The following is a 19367-nucleotide window of genomic DNA, read 5'->3' as shown; positions in this document are numbered from 1 at the left end:
CCGCCACGGCTTCGATCGGCGTCAACACCAACCGAAAGGGACGACTCGATTGCTCCGACGGTACGCCTGATCGCGTCAACGTCCAATTGCCTGAAGCCGTCAGCATTGTGGCTTGGAAACGGGCACAAAAAATGGTTCCCACGACGACCGATGATAGGAGATCACGCGAAGGCGACCTGATCGCAATTGTGCGCGAGTTCGTGCACGAGCTTCAGCCAAAACGTGCAAATGCGATCGACATCTCGCCGTCAAGCCGGATCGAAAGGGATCTCGGCATCGACAGCCTTGGTCGGACGGAGCTGATTCTACGGATCGAGCGCGCGTTCCGGGTGCGGCTGCCCACTCAAATAGTCGGCGAGGCGGACACGGTCGGCGATCTTATCAATGCCCTCGAAGAGGCCGGCGCCCGACCAGGCCCGGCCGTCACCGTACAGGTACCTTCCGGCCTTCCTCCCGTTCAGGCTGCCACCAAGGCCCGGACGCTCGTTGAGGTTCTCGACTGGCACGTAGCGGAACATCCTGATCGCCTGCACCTGACGGTCCTGCAGGACGACACTACGGCAATGGGGGCAATGACTTACGCGGAACTGGCGGAATCAGCTCGCACCGTCGCGGCCGGGTTGATCCGCCGCAATGTCGAGCCGGGAGATCGTATCGCTTTGATGCTGCCCACGAGTCTCGATTTCTTCTCCGCATTCTTCGGCATTCTCTACGCCGGAGCCGTGCCGGTGCCGATCTATCCGCCGATGCGGCTGTCGCAGATCGAGGACCATCTGCGTCGCCAGGCCGGCATCTTGAGTAATGCCGGCGCCCGCATACTCATCACCATGCAGGAAGGAATGGGCCCTGCAGCGCTGCTGCGCGGACAGGTCGAAATCCTGGACAGCGTCGAAAGCGTCGCAAATCTCAGCACCGAGCCTCCAACGATACGGCTTCCGCCGGTCACGGACGACCGCTCTACCGCGCTGATACAATACACGTCAGGCAGCACTGGCGATCCGAAAGGCGTCGTGCTGAGCCACGCCAATCTGCTTGCCAATGTTCGAGCCATGGGCGCGGTGATGGAGGCGAGTTCGGCTGACATCTTCGTCAGCTGGCTGCCGCTCTATCACGACATGGGGCTGATTGGCGCGTGGTTGGGATGCCTTCATTTTGGCGCTCCGCTCTATGCGATGTCGCCATTGAGCTTTCTCGTGCGCCCGGAGAGCTGGCTCTGGGCCATGCACCGTTTTCGCGCCACCTTGTCCGCTTCCCCGAACTTCGGATTTGAGTTCTCTCTAAACAAGATAGACGACGCCGATCTCGAAGGGCTTGATCTAAGCTCGCTGCGCATGGTCGCAAACGGGGCGGAGCCGGTCAGCGTTCAGACGCTGCGTCGGTTCATTGAAAGATTTGATCCTTATGGCTTCAAGCCGGGAGCCATGGCGCCGGTCTACGGTCTGGCTGAGAACACGGTGGGGCTGGCCTTTCCTCCGCCGGGCCGCCCGCCGATCATCGATCGCGTGGATCGTGCCGCGCTGACCGGCCGTGGCGCGGCCGTGCCGGCCAGCCCCGACGATCCGAAGCCGCTTGAAATCGTCGCTTGCGGACATCCTCTGCCAGACCACGAAGTCCGCATCGTCGATGGCGCCCGCTATGAGCTTGGTGAACGTCAGGAAGGCCGGCTCGAATTCCGCGGCCCGTCGGCGACCGCCGGCTATTTCGAGAACGACACCAAGACACGCGAACTGTTCCACGATGGCTGGCTCGACAGCGGAGACAGGGCATACGTGGCGAGCGGCGATATCTACATCACCGGCCGGGTAAAGGACATCATCATCCGCGCCGGGCGTCACATTTACCCGCAGGAAATCGAAGAGGCTGTCGCGGGCATCCCCGGCGTGCGCAAGGGAGGCGTCGTCGTGTTCGGCGCCACCGATCAATCCACGGGAACGGAGCGCGTGGTCGTCGTGGCGGAAACGCGCGAAACCGACCAATCCGCCCGCGCGGAGTTGCAAAAGCGCGCTCATGAGGTCGCAACGGATATCGCCGGGACACCTCCCGACGACTTGGTCCTCGCGCCGCCGCGAGCCGTGCCGAAGACATCCAGCGGGAAAATTCGCCGTAGCGCGGCCAAGGAGCTTTACGAGAGCGGGACAATCGGAGCGCCGCAGCGTTCGCTCTGGTGGCAAGTCGTGCGGCTGTCGCTTGCGGGAGCAGGCCCGCAACTGAAGCGGCTGCGCCGGCTTCTCGCCGACGTGCTCTACGCCGGATGGTGGTGGATCGTCGTGGCCTGCAGCTTCCTGTTGGCATGGCTGGCGGTGATGCTTCTTCCGCGACTCGACTGGCGCTGGGCCGCGGCGAGGATGATCGCCCGTGCTGCGCTCGCCCTCGCCGGCGTGACCATCACGGCGAGCGGTGTCGAGCACATTCCCGGCCGCAACGCGATGCTCGTGTTCAACCATTCGAGCTACATGGACGCCCTGGTCCTGGCTGCGGTTCTGCCAGGAGAACCGGCTTTCGTGGCCAAGAAGGAGCTGGCGGGACAGGTCTTTGCCGGGCCCTTCCTGCGCCGGCTGGGTACATTGTTTGTCGAGCGCTATGATGTCACCGGCAGCCTTTCCGACGCCGAGTCCCTGACCAGGGCCGCCCGGCAAGAACGCATCCTCGTCTTCTTCCCCGAAGGCACGTTCACGCGCAGACCAGCACTCTCTGCCTTTTATCTCGGGGCTTTTAAGATCGCGGTGGATGCCAACCTGCCGGTACTGCCTGGCATCATCCGTGGAACGCGATCCATGCTGCGCGGCGACCAATGGTTTCCACGGCGGACGCCGGTCACAATCGAGATCAGCGCCCCCATTGCGCCTTCTGGAACCGATTTTGAATCGATATTGCGTCTTCGAGACGCAGCACGCCAGGCGATCTTGGCCCGCTGTGGTGAGCCGGACCTCGGCGAGATGGTAAAGCCGACACGGTCCGTGGCCGAAGCCTGACGGGACCGGAAGTTTCCAGGGCTGTTATTGTTAACACGCTTCAAGTTTTCCCGGCTGACCCGATCCGTGTTTAAATATCGGCGATTCCCTTAGAGCCGAACCCTTTTTTCCGGTTGGCCGGTTGGAGCCGCCATGTCGATTTCGGATATCATCTATCGTCCCTTCGAGACGCTCATCCGTCCGCTGGACATTCCTCCCACGCCGCTGCCGACGAGCGGGCCGTTTGCGCTGCTCCTGCACTTTGCCCGCATGTTCCGCGGCGTCCTCGTGGCCGTTACCCTTCTCATGGTGGCGATCGAGGGGATCAACCTCGCGACGATCTGGGGCATTTCTTTCATCGTGGATGGGGTGAGCGCGAAGGGTGCGGCGGTTTTCCTTCAGCAGGACTGGCCGACATTGGCCGTCCTCGGCGTGCTGGTATTCCCCGTATTGCCGCTGCTCATCTTCCTCGGCAACACGTTGAACACGCAGGCGGTAGCCGTGTGCATGCCGGCGGCGATGCAGTGGCAGGGCCACAAGGCGGTGGAGCGCCAGGATCTTGCCTTCTTCCACGATCTCTTCGCCGGACAGGTTGCATCGCGCATTTCGCAAGTGGCGTCCGCCGTGCAGCAACAGATCGTCGTATCCTTCTACAGGATACCGCTTTTTCTCGTTCAGTTCGTCGGCTCGCTCGTTCTGCTTGCCGCGTTGTCTTGGCCGCTGGCGCTTCCCGTCTTCGTCTGGATCGCAGCCAACATCGCCATCGCGGTGGTGGCGGTGCCGCAGTTTTCCGAGCGTTCGCGCCGCACCGCACGATCACGGAGCCTCATCGTCGGCGCCATGACCGACCTCTACAGCAATATCCAGATGGTCAAGCTGTTTGCGGCGGAAGACAGCGAGGCGGGCGCGATGCGCACCGTCATGGAAAACGCCATCGAGACCCAGCAGCGTGAAAGGCGCATCCACCTGACGGCCGACAGCGGTGTAGTCCTGCTAAACGTTGTCCTTTCGCTAAGCAACTTCGCCATAGGGTTCTGGGGGCTTGTCGCCGGCTTCGTAACCATCGGCCAGTTCGTCGCCTCGATCGCGATCGTCCAGCGGCTCAATGCCAACTCCCGAACTTTTCTGCAGATGGGCCAGCAGATATTCCAGGCGGTGGGCACGATCCGCGACGCGATGCCGGTCGTGACCACGCCGCCGACCATAAAAGATGCGCCGGATGCCCGGCCGCTTGCCGTCACTGGCGGCGAAGTCGAGTTCAAGAATGTTCGGTTCGAATACCGGCAGGGGCAAGAGGTGATCGACGGTCTGTCGCTCAGAGTGAACGCCGGCGAGAAGGTCGGGCTCGTCGGCCTGTCCGGCACCGGCAAGTCGACCCTGGTCAGCCTGCTGCTCCGGTTTTTCGACCTGAAAGGCGGCGCGATCCGCATCGACGGCCAGGACATCCGCGGCGTGACCCAGGCAAGTCTGCGGGAGAGTATCGGCGTCGTTACCCAGGATGTCTCGCTGCTGCATCGCTCCGTCGGCGACAACATCCGCTACGGCCGACCCGCCGCCTCGCGGGACGAGATTGAGCATGCCGCAATGCTGGCCGAGGCTGACGGCTTCATCGCCGATCTCAGGGATAGCGAAGGCCGCACCGGCTACGACGCCTTCGTCGGGGACCGCGGGGTGAAGCTTTCCGGCGGTCAGCGCCAGCGCGTTGCGATCGCCAGGGTGTTGCTCAAGGATGCGCCGATCCTCGTTCTTGATGAGGCCACCTCCGCACTGGACAGCGAAGCCGAGGCGGCGGTCCAGGACAAACTCGCGCTCCTGATGGAGGGCAAGACTGTGATTGCCATCGCCCATCGCCTGTCGACGATTGCCAGCATGGACCGGATCGTCGTGCTCGACGAAGGCCGCATCGTCGAGGAGGGAACGCCATCGGCCTTGCTCGAACGCGACGGGCTTTATGCGCGGCTATGGAAGCGGCAAACCGGCGGCTACATTGCCGACGCCATCGAGGAGATATGAGCGGCCCAGCGGTATCTTCCGACGCGATTGAGCTTTTTTGCGATCTCCGATATTGGCAGCCCTCCTGCCGGCCTCCTACATGCCGGCCAGAAGGTAACAAGGCATCCAAATGATTTCCCTGCCCCGCGACCGCATGGATCAAGTCGTCAAGCGTTTCGAAATGCTCGAAGCGCAGATGTCGGCTGGGCCGGATGCCGACGCCTATGTGAAGATGGCTTCGGAATATTCCGACATGCAGGATATGGTGGCGAAGATCCGCGAGCTGCGCGCCTCAGAGCAGGAGGAGGCCGACCTCCAGGCAATGCTGGCCGACAGGGGTACGGATGCCGAGATGCGGGAACTCGCCGAGACCGAACTGCCGGCGGTCGAGGAGCGCATCGAGGCGCTGCAGAAGGACATCCAGATACTGCTCCTGCCCAGGGATGCAGCCGACGAAAAGAACGCCATCCTCGAAATCCGCGCCGGAACCGGCGGCGACGAAGCGGCGCTTTTCGCCGGCGACCTGTTCCGCATGTATGAGCGCTATGCCGCCGCGCGCGGCTGGAAGATGGAAGTCGCGTCGGCCAGCGAAGGCGAGGTCGGCGGCTACAAGGAAATCATCGCCACCGTGTCGGGAAGGGGCGTGTTCGCGCATCTGAAGTTCGAATCGGGCGTGCATCGGGTCCAGCGCGTGCCGGAGACCGAAGGCGGCGGGCGCATCCACACGTCGGCCGCGACGGTCGCGGTACTGCCCGAGGCAGAGGAAGTCGACATCGAGATCCGCACCGAGGACATTCGTATCGACACGATGCGTGCGTCGGGCTCGGGCGGCCAGCATGTCAACACCACCGATTCGGCGGTGCGCATCACGCATCTGCCGACCGGCATCATGGTGGTCCAGGCCGAGAAGTCGCAGCACCAGAACCGCGCGCGCGCCATGCAGATCCTGCGGGCGCGGCTGTTCGACCTGGAGCGTTCGCGAGCCGACAGCGAGCGGTCCGAGAGCCGCCGCCTGCAGGTCGGCTCCGGCGACCGCTCCGAGCGCATCCGGACCTACAATTTCCCGCAAGGGCGGGTCACCGACCACCGCATCAACCTCACGCTCTATAAGCTCGACCGGGTGATGATGGGCGAACTCGACGAACTCATTTCGGCGCTGATCTCCGACCACCAGTCGAAGCTGCTCGCCGACATCGGGCTGGATGGCTGAGCCGCCGCAGACCACGCTCGGCGGGCTGCTGCGCGATGCGCGTTTGCGCCTTATACAAGCCGGCGTGGACGATGCGGGGCTCGAGGCTCGGCTGCTCGTGGAACACTTCACCGGCACGACCCGGACTGAGGCGATGACGGCGCCTGAGCGGCCGGTGGACCGCGCAATGGCGGAGGCGGTATTGGCGGCGGTGGCGCGCCGCACTGCCGGCGAGCCTGCGCACAGAATTCTCGGTCACCGCGAATTCTACGGCCTCGACCTTCTGCTTTCGCCCGAAACGCTGGAGCCGCGGCCGGATACCGAGACGCTGGTCGAAGCCATGCTGCCCATCATCTCGACGACGGCTGCGCGCAAGGGCGAATGCCGCTTTCTCGACCTCGGCACGGGCACCGGCGCCATCGCGCTCGCCCTGCTGAGCAAAGTCGAACGCGCGGTCGGGACCGGCGTCGACATTTCCGAAGATGCGCTTGAAACGGCGACGCTGAATGCCCGGCGCCTCGGGCTCGCAGAACGCTTCACGCCGCTTCGCTCCGACTGGTTCGCAAATATTTTCGAACAGTACGATGCAATAGTCTCGAACCCTCCCTATATACCGACCAAGCATATTGACAGTTTGCAGGCTGACGTGCGTGATTTCGATCCGCACAGAGCGTTGGATGGCGGCGAAGACGGGCTCGATGCCTATCGTCTGATATCGGACGGCGCGGCCCGGTGCCTTGCAGCAGGCGGAACCATCGGCGTCGAAATCGGTTATGACCAGAAGGACGCCGTAACGCGCATTTTTCACCTGGCAGGATATCGGTTGATAGACGCCGTGCGGGATCTCGCAGGAAATGACCGCGTCCTTATGTTCCAGGAAAGCAGGCAGCAAGACGCTTAAAAAAGCCTTGGCAATGATGGCGAATGCAGCTAGGGTCGAACTACCGGATGATACGAAGCAGGCAGTGCTGTTACCAATTCGGTTCCCTTTTTCAACAAACTGCCTTCTTGCGTGAACGACGCTTTAGCTTCGTACGGGGATCGCCCGGCAAGTGACAGAGACCGGAATGGGATGGCACGTGACGCCAACGCAATCGATGCGGGCGAACACCGTCGGAAACGTACGAAACGGCTGGCTGCCGAGGCGCCCCCGTTCGTGAAATGTATTTCAAATTGAAGAGAGTCGGATGAGGCCACAACAGCAGAACAGGCGCATGCGCGGTCGCGGCAATAATGGCGGCGGCAACAACAACAATCCCAACCGCAAGGGACCCAACCCCCTGACGCGCAATTACGAGAGCAACGGACCGGACGTGAAAATCCGCGGTTCGGCTCAGCAGATCGCCGAAAAATACACCACGCTGGCCCGCGATGCCCAGAGTTCCGGCGACCGCGTGATGGCGGAGAACTATCTCCAGCACGCCGAGCATTACAACCGCATCATCGCAGCCGCCCAGGCGCAGATGCCGATCCAGCAGGTGCAGCACAGCCGCGACGACTTCAGCGACGACCAGGACGAGGATCGCGAAGAGTTCGAGAATGTCGCCAACGTCGGCAACACAGCGCAGGCCAATGCCGCCAGCGAGGCGCAGTCCCAGCCCGCTCCGTCGCCTGTCGCGCCGATAAGCAATGGTTCGGGCCCGCAGCCGGTTATCGACGGCACTCCGGCCGAAGTCGCCCTGAACTCGGAAGCCGCCGGCGCGCCGAATGGCGGCGGACGCCGCGAGCGCCGCCCGCATACGCCGCGCCCGCCTCGCCAGGAGGCAAGCCCCGCTGCGGAAGCTGCTTCTCCCGAGGCTCCCCAGGCGAATAGCGACGAAGGCGAGCAGAATGCGGCGGCTCCGCGCCGTGGTCGCCGGCCGCGCCGCGGCGAGCGCCGTCCCGATCAGGCCGCGGAAGCGGGCTCGGGCGGCAATGAACCCGCAGGCGATGCCGACCAGGCTGCTCCCGCGCCGGAAGCTTCCGGCGGCGATGCCGCTCTGGCCCCTGTCGAGAGCTGATTTTCGCGGCAGGTAAAATTCAGGTAGATTTTGCGGCGGTGACGAAAGTCTCCGCCGCTTTTTATTGCCTTCGGGCGATCTTGAGGGAAATCGATCAGCGCCCCATATCACGGCAATAATGGATCCGGCTTTGAAGCGGGTCCGTCACCCAAAGCCGATCCGGCGCCGCAAAGCGGGCCGGTTAGGAAGGAGACGTAAATGGACATAGAGAAATATTCCGAACGGGTCCGGGGCTTCATCCAGTCCGCCCAGACCATGGCGCTTTCCCGCAGCCACCAGCAATTCACGCCCGAACACATCCTGAAAGTTCTCGTCGACGACGACGAGGGGCTCGCCGCATCGCTGATCGAGCGCGCCGGCGGCAGCGTGCGCGACGTCAAGCTCGGCGTCGAGGCCGCGCTGGAAGCCATGCCGCGCGTCGAGGGCACGAATGGCCAGCTTTACCTGGCGCAGCCGCTGGCCAAGGTGTTTTCCACCGCCGAAGAGCTGGCGAAGAAGGCCGGCGACAGCTTTGTCACGGTCGAGCGCCTGCTGACCGCGCTCGCTGTCGAAAAATCCGCGAAGTCCTCCGAGATCCTTTCCAAGGCCGGCGTCACCGCGCAGGCGCTCAACCAGGTCATCAACGACATACGCAAGGGCCGCACGGCCGATTCGGCGAGCGCCGAGCAGAGCTATGACGCGCTGAAGAAATACGCGCGCGATTTGACCGCGGATGCCAGGAGCGGCCGGCTCGACCCGGTCATCGGCCGCGACGACGAGATCCGCCGCACGATCCAGGTTCTCTCGCGCCGCACCAAGAACAATCCGGTGCTGATCGGCGAGCCCGGCGTCGGCAAGACGGCGATCGCCGAGGGCTTGGCGCTGCGCATCGTCAATGGCGATGTGCCCGAATCGCTCAAGGACAAGAAGCTGATGGCGCTCGACATGGGGGCGCTGATTGCTGGCGCGAAGTACCGCGGCGAGTTCGAGGAGCGGCTGAAGGCGGTCCTGTCGGAGGTCACCAGCGCCAGCGGCGAGATCATCCTGTTCATCGACGAGATGCACACTCTGGTCGGCGCCGGCAAGGCGGAAGGCGCGATGGACGCCTCGAACCTGCTCAAGCCGGCGCTGGCGCGCGGCGAACTCCATTGCGTCGGCGCGACCACGCTCGACGAATACCGCAAGCATGTCGAAAAGGACGCGGCGCTCGCCCGCCGCTTCCAGCCGGTGTTCATCGACGAACCGACGGTCGAGGACACGGTCTCCATCCTGCGCGGCCTCAAGGAGAAGTACGAGCAGCATCACAAGGTGCGGATTTCCGATTCGGCGTTGGTGAGCGCCGCAACGCTCTCCAACCGCTACATCGCCGACCGCTTCCTGCCCGACAAGGCCATCGACCTCGTGGACGAGGCGGCGTCGCGGCTGAGGATGCAGGTCGATTCGAAGCCCGAAGCGCTCGACGAGATCGACCGCCGCATCATGCAGCTCAAGATCGAGCGCGAGGCGCTGAAGGCCGAGAAGGACGAGGCGTCGAAGGATCGGCTCGCGCGGCTGGAGAAGGAACTGGCCGGGCTGGAAGAGGAATCGAGCTCGATCACGGCGGCCTGGGCGTCGGAAAAGGCCAAGCTCGGGCTCGCCGCCGATCTCAAGCGCCAGCTCGACGAGGCCCGGAACAATCTCGCCATCGCCCAGCGCAATGGCGAGTTCCAGACCGCGGGCGAACTCGCCTATGGCCGCATTCCCGAGCTGGAGCGCAAGCTCAAGGAAGCCGAAGCGCATGACGGCGTGGGCTCGATGGTCGAGGAGACCGTCACGCCCGACCACGTCGCGCACATCGTCTCGCGCTGGACCGGCATTCCGGTCGACAAGATGCTGCAGGGCGAGCGCGACAAGCTCCTGCGCATGGAGGACGAGATCGCGACCCGCGTGATCGGGCAGGGCGAGGCGGTGCAGGCCGTGTCGAAGGCCGTGCGACGCTCCCGCGCCGGTCTGCAGGACCCCAACCGGCCGATCGGCTCGTTCATGTTCCTTGGGCCCACAGGCGTAGGCAAGACCGAACTGACCAAGGCGCTGGCCGCCTTCCTGTTCGACGACGAGAACGCCATGGTGCGCATCGACATGTCGGAGTTCATGGAGAAGCATTCGGTCGCCCGCCTAGTCGGTGCGCCTCCCGGCTATGTTGGCTATGAGGAAGGCGGCACGCTGACCGAGGCGGTGCGGCGCCGGCCCTATCAGGTCGTGCTTTTCGACGAGATCGAGAAGGCGCATCCGGACGTGTTCAACGTGCTGCTGCAGGTGCTCGACGATGGCCGGCTGACCGACGGGCAGGGTCGCACGGTCGATTTCCGCAACACGCTGATCATCATGACCTCCAATCTCGGCGCCGAATATCTGGTCGCGCTGGGCGAGGGCGAGGATGTCGACAAGGTCCGAGACGAGGTCATGGGGGTTGTGCGGGCTTCCTTCCGTCCGGAGTTTTTGAACCGCGTCGACGAGGTCATCCTGTTCCATCGCCTGCGCCGCGAGGACATGGGCAAGATCGTGCAGATCCAGCTGAAGCGGCTCGAAAGGCTTCTTTCCGACCGCAAGATCAGCATCGCGCTGGACCAGGACGCGATCGACTGGCTGGCCGCCAAGGGCTACGACCCCGCCTATGGCGCGCGGCCCCTGAAGCGCGTCATGCAGAAGGAACTGCAGGATCCGCTCGCCGAGCGCATTCTGCTGGGCGAGATCCTCGACGGCTCGACCGTGAAGGTGACCGCCGGCTCCGACCGGCTGAACTTCCGGGCCAAGGCCGGGGAACCGGCGGAGACGGAGAAAGCGGCGTAAGCGCTGCCGTCCTCCACCTCCCCCTTGTGGGGAGGTCGGCCGGCCTGAGCCGGCCGGGTGGGGTGCCCGGCGGTCGCGCAGCGACGCCGTTGGCAATCCGGGTGAGGGGTAAGTGCCTCATGCAAGGAAACGAATGTCCCGTCGCAAGGCGGGGCACCTTCGTTGGCGACTTTTAGCGGGAGGCGATCTTTGTCTTTGACCCGGCGGATGGCCGCTTTGGGCCGCCAGCGGACTGGCAGCTCCGGGCCGCAGATCCTTAATTGCGGACATTTAGGTCGGCGTGGGCATCGTCGTGACCTGACCCTAGGCAGACGCCTTGCCGCCGGCCGGCCAACGTCCGCTCTGGACGTGGAGGCTGACGTCGCCATGCGCCCCTGAGACATGAGGCGGGAGACCGCAACTTATTGCATCGAGCCGGCAGCGACTCGTGGAAACGGCACCAGCCATTTGGGCTGATTGCACCGGCAACAACCTCGCACCCGTTCGGCTTTTCGAAGTGAGTACATCCGGCGCAGCGTTCGCCGCGATTTGGGGTGCCCTGGTAAAGCGCCAGCGCCTTGGTTGTCTTTCCGGCTGCCATCGGTCGAGACATACAGGCTGCAAGGCCGCCGGCGCTGGCAATCGCCGCACCGGTCACGGAGACTTTTAGGAAATTGCGGCGAGACAGCACTCGGGATGGGGCTGCCGATCCGTGGTTCACATCAGCATCTTTGTTCATGGTCCTTCTCCGAGAGCAGCCGATATGAGGCTGCTCGGTTCCGGCGGCCAAATCGTCACTCGTCGCAACTGGCTCAGGTGCTTTTGAGCGTGCCGTTCATCCCTTCCGGATAGAAGCCGCCCTTGCTCACTCCGTCCTTGTCGGTGAGATAGACGATCCGGAGCACCTCCTGCGGTGTTCTGGTGAAGGCGATTGCGTCCGGCGTTGAAGGAACGATGTTGGCTTTTCCGTCCACCTGGATCCCCTGGTCCTTATCATCCGATCCGTCGATTTTGTCTCGGGCATCGGAGACGGCGTTGGCCGCCTTCCAGGCTTCCTCTCCCTTCCGGTAAAGCGTCGATCGCGCCATTCCCATGTGGTAGGCCTCGACCGCCAGGATGCCTGCGGCGGCTGCGAGAAAGTCTTTGTTTTTCAGAACTGTCGCAGCACCGGCATAGGCAGTGACGCCGACGTCCTCGAATAGCATCCCGCCGAGAACAAAGTTCGTTTCGTTGCCGAAGGGGTCGAAATCCGGCCCGAGGCCCGCTGCTTCCGCGACGGCTTTGAAGCCCGCATCGAAATCAATGGCTGGCCGGTCAACGGCGTCCGTTCCAAGCGTCTTGCGGTAGAAGCGGACGTGCGCGAGTTCGTTGTCCGCGACTTCCTGCATGAATTCGCCGATGGCCGGCGTCTCGAACGAGACTTGCTTTCCACCAACGACGTCGCCGGGTTTTGACCCGGCATCGGCTGCGTCGATGCCCATTCCGGTGGTGCCGCGGAGGTAGTATTCAGCCTCCATTTATTCGAGGTTGAGCGCAAAGCGGAAAATGTCCTCGTCCGATATGTCCTGTGCCAATACCGGAGAAGGCCGCGCGATTCCGCCGAGTGCCGCTCCGGCACCGAGTACGACAAGTCCCTGAAGCGACTGACGCCGGGATAGGGGAATTAGGCGCTGCATGGCGGTCTCCTGTTTGTTGCTTCAACACCGCTGTCAGCACCGCGGCGCCGAATGCATTTGCCTGACGATTAGATGGTCCGGGCCGCCAAAATATTCCCGCGTCCCGCTACAAGAGCCCCGCCGAAAGGAGCCGGCGCAATCTCGGCGTGGACGGTCTACGTGCGCTCAGTCGCCGCGTTCAATTGATGAGTATCAGGCGGATTGCGAGCCGATCGAGAACTGATTGCGCGAGGCGGTCACAACGGGCGCCAGCGAAGAGAAATGTATCCGTAAACACGGTGGCGAGCTTGTCCCGCAGCGCCTCGCGGAGCAGCCGGCGTGCGCGATAAAGACGGGTGCTCACTGTCTGAGGTCGCAATGCCAAAAGAAATGCCGTTTCCTCAATGCTCATTTCCTCGACGTCCCGCATGACAAAGACGATGCGAAATGGCTCTGGCAAGCTACCGACGGCCCGCTCCAGGAGGCTGCGGATTTCGGTGAGAGCGGCCGCCTCTTCGGGATCAGGCTTGTGGGCGCTGAACGGAGCGACCATGCCTTCGATGGCTTTCATGTCGACGGTGGGCCGCCTTTTCCGGCGGCGTCCCAGCGCCTCGTTCAGCGCGATCCGGGTGAGCCAGGTCGACAGCCGCGCCTCCGCGCGGAATTCGGCCAGATGGGTGAAGGCGTGTATATAGGTCTCCTGAAGTACGTCCTCCGCCTCAGTGTCGTCATTCAGGACGGCGCGGGCGACCCGGTGAAGCCGCTGATTGTGACGCTTGATGATTAACCAGAACGCGGCGGGATCGCGCTGTCGCGCGTGTTCAACCAGCCCCGCGTCGTCAAGATCTTCGATCCTCACTGCCCCGGTGGATCCGGTCGGCTTCATCATAGGCGCTCCAGATGCATCAGCTTACTACGAGATAAGCGTTTTCCGTGGTTTTCGGTCTGCAGCCCGGCGGAGACTTGAGACTCTAGCCGACCAGAGGTCTGCTCACCAAATAAATCGGACCTTGTTGCGGAGCAGTTCCATCTTTCGGTTTTGCCGCAACCACGACCTTCAGCGTGGTCGCTTGGGATGTCGGCTTTGGGAAGCGGCAGCGCTGAACTTACGGCCGAGATGGGGCGCGAAGCGGCCTATGCCCAACCCCCTTGTCACCATCTGTCAGCAGTCTTTCTCACGAATTTATCCACACCCATCCGCGCCGCGCGCATAATCCCCTCACCGCCCTCGCGGGAACCCTGGTCCGGACCGGGGATCAGGGGCGGCGGGAGATGGCGATGGACTGGAGTGCAGCGATCGAGAAGCACCGCGAGGCGCTGAAGCACATCCTGGCGGCGCTCGTCGCCATGGCCGGCCTCGGGGGACAGTTTACTTTCTTTCCGCAGGAAGGCGCGTCGCCTCGAGGCTCGGCGCAGGCGGAAAAAAGCAGACTGTCCCCGGCCCTGCCGCGCCATCTCCGCCTCGCTGTGCTGCGGCTCCTGCGCCCGGCGGAGTCCGCCACGCGGCGGCTCATCATCGCGCTAGCGCGCGGGCTTGTCGTGACACTGCCGCCGCCGCGCAAGGCCCCGCAGACAGGCAAGACAAAGATCGTTCCGACGATCCTGAGCAACGGTGTCGGAACCGGCATTGCAATGCCTTCCGCCATCCCGGGCGGCTCCTCATCTGCCTGCGTTCCCCGCGCGTTGAGCCTGCCGCTTTTCGATCCGCTGCAGCATCCGTTCCGCCCGCGCGGACGCAAGCAGAACGGCGTGCCGCGCATCTCACTTCCCGGCTTCACCCAGCCGTTTCCCATAGCAAGCCGCCGTCCGCCCGCGCCCGACGATGCGGTCGATTCGGGCCGTCTTGGCCGCAGGCTCGAGGCGCTGGCCTCAGCGCTTGACGATTTGCCGCGCCATGCCTTGCGCTTCGCCCGCTGGCGGATTCGCCGCGACGCCGCCGCGCGAGACAAAGAACCCCACGACGCCGGCCGGATTCGCCGCCTCTGGCCGCTGCGGATGGGACGCCCGCCCGGCTCTCGTCGGCGACCTTCCCATGAGGTCCACGAGGTTCTGACTGCCGCTCATGGATTGGCCTTCTGGGCGCTGGAGCACCCCGACACATCATGACACGGCGCGCGTCCCTGCGCTTACCGGGTATTAATCAATAGCCAGGCCGGTGAAACTCCGGAGCGTGGCAAGAATCCTTCATGTGTGCGAAAGACAGGGACCATGACTCTCGACGACTACAACGCCTTCTGCGGCTCGCTTCCCTTCGCGACCCATGTCGTCCAGTGGGGCGGCGCGCATGTCTGGAAGGTCGGCGGCAAGGTCTTCGCCATCGCCGGCTCGGGCGACGGAGAGGAACCGGCCGTCACCTTCAAATGCTCCGAGTTCGCCTACGAGATACTGAGGGAGCAGCCGGGCTGCCGTCCGGCGCCCTACCTTGCCTCGCGTGGCATGAAATGGATCCAGCGCCGGACAGGCGAAAGCATGGATGACGAAGCGTTGAAAGACTATGTCCGTGAAAGCCACGGCCTGATCTTCCGCGCGCTGCCGAAGCGCGTGCGAAGCCAGCTTGGCGCTGTGGCGTGACGATTATATGCATAGTTGCTGAAATGCAGGCTCAAGGCCGCCACCGCGCGGCCATTTTCATGCCCGGTTCATATTGGAACTTCTATGCTGAAACGGAATTTGCCGGACTGGATGCCTGCGTGGGCGTCCGGCGCTGAAACGGAGATTTGGGGATAGATGCTCGGCAAGGTTTTCATGCTTTCGGCGCTGGTGGCTGGCCTTTCCGCGTCGGGGGCGCTGGCGTCGCAAACGGCCGGCGCGGCGCACGGGGCTGGCCAGGCCGTCGCCAGCCAGTCTGAAGACATTCTGCTGGCCCAGGCCGGCGACGTGGAAGTCTTTTACGACGGCAATGGCAATCGCGTCATCATCGACGCCTATACCGGCGAGATCATCGCCGTGCAGCCGCCGCGGCGCGTCCGCCCGATGAACCGGCAGGCGCAGCGCCGTGCGCTGCGCCTGCGGGAGCTGGACCGGGAAGAACGCTACTATCTCGACGATCCCGAGGACATGGAGCGCCTGCGCCGGCGCAAGCTCGGCGATTATCGTATCCTGCCGCCCCCCGTCGACGAATACGATTATCCCGACGCCCGCGAACCGTTCGTCGACGAATTCCCGCCGCCGCCGCGGCGACGCACATTGCCGGAACTCAGGGAGCAGCCGCCGCGGGTGGTCGAGCGCAAACCGGTCGAACGCGCGCCGCTCAACGAACCTGCCGATCCTTCGGCATCCGGTGAGACCATCGTCGTCGATCCGGCCGCGCCGCCGCCGATGAACTTCACGGCGCGCGAAGATGTCGCCGGTATCCAGGTATTGATGGACCGGACCGGCGCGTCGCCGGGCGTCATAGACGGCAAGTTCGGCTCCAATGTCGACAAGGCCTTCGACGCCTACCGCGAGATTACCGGAACCAATCTGCGGTCGACCGATTCGGCGGGCATCAAGGCGGCGCTGGCCGCGACCGGCGGCGATCCGTTCACCACCTACACGATCACCGCCGCCGACGCCGCGGGGCCGTTCGTCGCCTCGGTCCCGGAAGATTACAGCGCGAAGGCGCAACTCGACAATCTGAGCTACACCTCCGTTTCGGAAATGCTGGCGGAAAAATTCCATATGGACGAGGGCTACCTGAAGGCGCTCAACCCAGAGGCCAATTTCTCGCGGCCGGGCACCATCATCCGCGTCGCAAATGTCGGCGCTCCAGTCACCAGGAAGGTCCAGCGCATCGTTGCCGACAAGGGCCGCAAGCAGGTGCGCGCCTATGACGAGGCCGGCAAGCTCGTCGTCGCCTATCCGGCGACGATCGGCTCGGCGGAAACGCCTTCGCCGACCGGCACGCACAAGGTGTCGCGGGTCGCCTTCAACCCCAACTACACCTATAATCCGAAGGTGAATTTCAAGCAGGGCAACAACAACAGGATACTGACCATTCCGCCTGGCCCCAATGGACCGGTCGGCTCGATCTGGATCGCGCTGGACAAGCCGACCTACGGCATCCACGGCACACCCGATCCATCCAAGATCGGCAAGACCGAGAGCCACGGCTGCGTGCGCCTGACCAATTGGGACGCGCAGGAACTGGCCAAGCTGGTCAGCGTCGGCGTCACGGTCGAGTTCGTCGAATAACGCCGCTCGGTTGCGGACGTAGCGACACTTTCAACCTGGCGGCATTGCTGCGGTCGCCCTTTGTGCTATTTCAGGCGCATGCGATCGCCTTGCGAAGCACATGAGGGCGCTGTCCCGCAGACGGCAGCTCCGCCCGACGACGGTACATTCTGCCCGCGGGAGCGCCGCCGCTACGTGCTGGTCGCAGCGATTCTCGCTTCCTCCCTCGGCTTCATCGACGGGTCGGTGGTGGCCATCGCCATTCCGGCGATGCGCAGCAATCTCGGCGCCACGCTCATCGAGGCGCAGTGGATTTCCAACGCTTATGCGCTGACGCTGTCGGCGCTGATCCTCGCCGGCGGGGCCGCGGGCGACAAGTTCGGCCTGCGTCACACGCTGATCGTCGGGATCGCGCTGTTCATCGGCGCTTCGATGGTCTGCGCGATCGCTCCGGACGCATTGTTCCTGATCGTCGCGCGCGCCGTACAAGGGGTTGGCGCGGCAATCATGGTGCCCGGCAGCCTTGCGATCATCGCGAAATCCTATCCGAAGAAGGAGCGCGGCCGCGCAATCGGCATATGGGCGGCGGCTTCGGCGCTCACTACGGCGCTCGGGCCGGTGATCGGCGGCGTGCTGCTTTCGTCTTTCGACGACGGGGTCTGGCGCTGGATATTCGCGGTGAACCTGCCGCTCGGCGGGTTGGCGATCTATTTCCTCGCGGCAAAGGTGCCGGCGGATGCGCCCGGCGAAACGCGCACCCTGGATCTCGGCGGCGCGGCGCTCGCCACTGCCTCGCTCGGCGCGCTTGCCTACGGCTTCACCGTTTTCGGCACGGCGAGCCTGCTGCATTCCACAGCCGGGGTCGCGGCCGGCTTCCTGGCCATGGCGGCGTTCCTCGTCTGGGAACGGCGGCAGAAGGAGCCGATGGTCGATCTCGGATTGTTCGCCAGCCGATCGTTTTCGGGAGCAAATATCGCGACATTCTTCCTCTACTTCGCGCTTTCGGCAGTCCTGTTCTATCTGCCGATGCTGCTGATCGCGGGATGGGGTTTGAGCGAGGCGGCGACCGGTTTTATTTTCCTGCCGCTCTCGCTGGCCATCGCGCTTCTTTCAGGACCGGTCGGAAAGGCGTCGGACAGCATCGGGCCGCGTCTGCCCATAGCTGCCGGCAGCCTGGTGGTGGCGGCCGCCTTTGCAGGCCTTGCGCTTCTCACTGGTGGAGGGGTCCACAGCTTCTGGTTCGGCATTTTCCCGCTGATGGCGCTGATGGGTCTTGGCATGGCACTTGTCGTCTCGCCGCTGTCGACAGCAATCATGACCGCCGTCGAGGACAGCGAAACCGGGGCGGCTTCGGGCATCAACAATGCGGTGGCCCGCATGGCCGGGCTGTTTGCTGTCGCGGCGATGGGCGTCGTCGCCGCGCTTCGCTATGCATCCCTGGCAGGCGAGGGCGCCGGCGCTGTTTCGAGCTTTGGCGAGGAACCGGCGAGCGCGCTTCCGGCAGAGGTTGAGAGTGTCCGGCTCGCCGCAAGCGATGCCGCCTTCGCGGCTGTTGCCTGGGTCACCGCCGTGCTCTGCGTTCTCTCGGCCTTGACCGCCTGGATGACGGTGCCCGGAAGCGGTCGTACCGAAAGCGCCGAGGATGCGGCCAGTCCAGCTTCGTCGGAGTGATCGTCGCAACCGCGGCAGCCGGCAAGATCAGCCCTCGGCCTTGGCGCTCGCCACCTTGAGCGGATCGCGCTCTTCCTTGAGCAGATCGTCGATGCGCTTGCGTTCCTTCTCGAACGTCTCGAGGTCCTTGCCCTTCAGAATGCGGCCGACCGGCAGCCTGACCCGCATGGGATCGACCTTGCGGCCGTTGACCATCAGTTCGTAGTGCAGATGGTTGCCCGTCACCAGGCCGGTCGACCCGACATAACCGATGACCTGGCCCTGGCGGACTTTGGCGCCAGGCTTGATGTCCTTGGCCACCGCGCTCTGGTGGTTGTAGGAGGTCTCGTAGCCGTTGGCGTGGCGGATGATGGTCTGGCGGCCATAGCCGCCGGCCCATCCGGCTTTTTCGACGACGCCGTTGCCCGAGGCAATGATCGGAGTGCCGCGCGGCGCCGCCCAGTCCACGCCGGTGTGCATTTTCGAATAGCCCAGAACGGGATGGCGGCGGCCGCCGAAACCGGAAGTGAAGCGGCCATTGGGCACCGGATTGCGCAGCAGGAATTGCTTGGCGCTGCGGCCGTCCTGGTCGAAATAGTCGATGCTGCCGTCTGAGGTCTTGAAGCGGTAGAAGTTGCGCGTATTGCCGCCTAACGTGGCCGACACGTAGAGCAGCTCGGAATCCTCCGACATCAGATCGTCGCCGTCGGGCTGGGAGAAGAAGACCTCGATGCGGTCGGCGGGATTGAGCCGCGACTGGAAGTCGACATCGGAGGCGAGGAGCTTGATCAGCTTCTTCGTCATGTCGCTGGACATGCCGTAGGCGTAAGCCGCGCGGTATATGCCATCATAGACGGTCGGCAGATTGCCCCGGACCGCGACCGGCGGCGTATCGTCGAACGCCGTCAGCAGCGCCGGGTTGGGCTCGGGCTCAACTGTCGTTACGAACTGGTTCCGGTCGTTGAGCGCGATCGTCACGATATGCTGCGTC

At 64.0% G+C, this 19367-nt stretch carries 14 protein-coding genes and 1 pseudogene (1 of these 15 only partly in view); 10 read left to right on the top strand and 5 right to left on the bottom strand.

Annotation, left to right across the window (positions count from 1 at the left end; all coding sequences use genetic code 11):
* Positions 1 to 131 precede the first annotated feature (131 nt).
* The 6 genes from ABVK50_RS21725 to clpB all read left to right on the top strand — a co-directional run bounded on the left by ABVK50_RS21725 (position 132) and on the right by clpB (position 10940).
* A complete protein-coding gene (locus tag ABVK50_RS21725) occupies positions 132 to 2972 on the top strand; it encodes an AMP-binding protein (RefSeq protein ID WP_353644608.1) in 2841 nt (946 codons plus the stop codon).
* Between the two features lie 132 nt (positions 2973 to 3104).
* Positions 3105 to 4964 (top strand): ABC transporter ATP-binding protein, encoded by a 1860-nt coding sequence (locus ABVK50_RS21720; protein WP_353644609.1) that lies wholly within the window; start codon positions 3105 to 3107, stop codon positions 4962 to 4964.
* Between the two features lie 109 nt (positions 4965 to 5073).
* On the top strand, positions 5074 to 6153 hold the full coding sequence (gene prfA / locus ABVK50_RS21715) for a peptide chain release factor 1 (RefSeq protein ID WP_353644610.1): 1080 nt from the start codon (positions 5074 to 5076) through the stop codon (positions 6151 to 6153).
* On the top strand, positions 6146 to 7033 hold the full coding sequence (gene prmC, locus ABVK50_RS21710) for a peptide chain release factor N(5)-glutamine methyltransferase (protein WP_353644611.1): 888 nt from the start codon (positions 6146 to 6148) through the stop codon (positions 7031 to 7033). Before prfA ends, prmC begins: the two co-directional genes overlap by 8 nt.
* A gap of 286 nt (positions 7034 to 7319) precedes the next feature.
* On the top strand, positions 7320 to 8132 hold the full coding sequence (locus ABVK50_RS21705; protein ID WP_353644612.1) for a DUF4167 domain-containing protein: 813 nt from the start codon (positions 7320 to 7322) through the stop codon (positions 8130 to 8132).
* A 198-nt stretch (positions 8133 to 8330) separates the two neighbouring features.
* Positions 8331 to 10940 (top strand): ATP-dependent chaperone ClpB, encoded by a 2610-nt coding sequence (clpB, locus tag ABVK50_RS21700; protein WP_353644613.1) that lies wholly within the window; start codon positions 8331 to 8333, stop codon positions 10938 to 10940.
* A 256-nt stretch (positions 10941 to 11196) separates the two neighbouring features.
* Here the strand turns inward: clpB and ABVK50_RS21695 are convergent, their stop codons facing one another.
* From ABVK50_RS21695 to ABVK50_RS21680, 4 genes and pseudogenes are all read right to left on the bottom strand, one after another.
* Positions 11197 to 11658 (bottom strand): twin-arginine translocation signal domain-containing protein, encoded by a 462-nt coding sequence (locus ABVK50_RS21695; protein ID WP_353644614.1) that lies wholly within the window; start codon positions 11656 to 11658, stop codon positions 11197 to 11199.
* A 73-nt stretch (positions 11659 to 11731) separates the two neighbouring features.
* Positions 11732 to 12436 (bottom strand): ferritin-like domain-containing protein, encoded by a 705-nt coding sequence (locus ABVK50_RS21690; RefSeq protein WP_353644615.1) that lies wholly within the window; start codon positions 12434 to 12436, stop codon positions 11732 to 11734.
* A complete protein-coding gene (locus ABVK50_RS21685; protein ID WP_353644616.1) occupies positions 12437 to 12595 on the bottom strand; it encodes a hypothetical protein in 159 nt (52 codons plus the stop codon).
* 155 nt (positions 12596 to 12750) lie between these two features.
* Positions 12751 to 13463: pseudogene (locus tag ABVK50_RS21680) on the bottom strand (RNA polymerase sigma factor).
* A 389-nt stretch (positions 13464 to 13852) separates the two neighbouring features.
* Between ABVK50_RS21680 and ABVK50_RS21675 the strand changes: the two are divergent.
* The 4 genes from ABVK50_RS21675 to ABVK50_RS21660 all read left to right on the top strand — a co-directional run bounded on the left by ABVK50_RS21675 (position 13853) and on the right by ABVK50_RS21660 (position 18397).
* Positions 13853 to 14680: a hypothetical protein gene (locus ABVK50_RS21675; protein ID WP_353644617.1), complete on the top strand. Its 828-nt coding sequence runs from the start codon at positions 13853 to 13855 to the stop codon at positions 14678 to 14680.
* Between the two features lie 102 nt (positions 14681 to 14782).
* A complete protein-coding gene (locus ABVK50_RS21670; RefSeq protein ID WP_353644618.1) occupies positions 14783 to 15145 on the top strand; it encodes an MmcQ/YjbR family DNA-binding protein in 363 nt (120 codons plus the stop codon).
* Positions 15146 to 15301: 156 nt separating this feature from the next.
* A complete protein-coding gene (locus tag ABVK50_RS21665; RefSeq protein WP_353644619.1) occupies positions 15302 to 16747 on the top strand; it encodes a L,D-transpeptidase in 1446 nt (481 codons plus the stop codon).
* 78 nt (positions 16748 to 16825) lie between these two features.
* A complete protein-coding gene (locus ABVK50_RS21660; protein ID WP_353644620.1) occupies positions 16826 to 18397 on the top strand; it encodes an MFS transporter in 1572 nt (523 codons plus the stop codon).
* A 27-nt stretch (positions 18398 to 18424) separates the two neighbouring features.
* On the opposite strand, the gene ABVK50_RS21655 is transcribed toward ABVK50_RS21660, so the two are convergent.
* On the bottom strand, positions 18425 to 19367 hold the 3' portion of the coding sequence (locus ABVK50_RS21655) for a M23 family metallopeptidase (RefSeq protein WP_353644621.1). 1013 nt of this gene lie beyond the right edge of the window; only the last 943 of its 1956 coding nucleotides appear in the window; the start codon falls outside the window, past its right edge; the stop codon is at positions 18425 to 18427.

The organism is Mesorhizobium sp. WSM2240 (assembly GCF_040438645.1).
In the GTDB taxonomy this organism is placed as follows: Bacteria; Pseudomonadota; Alphaproteobacteria; order Rhizobiales; family Rhizobiaceae; genus Allomesorhizobium.
The sequence above is the reverse complement of the archived record's forward strand: the minus strand, read 5'-3'. Positions and strand labels throughout refer to the sequence as shown.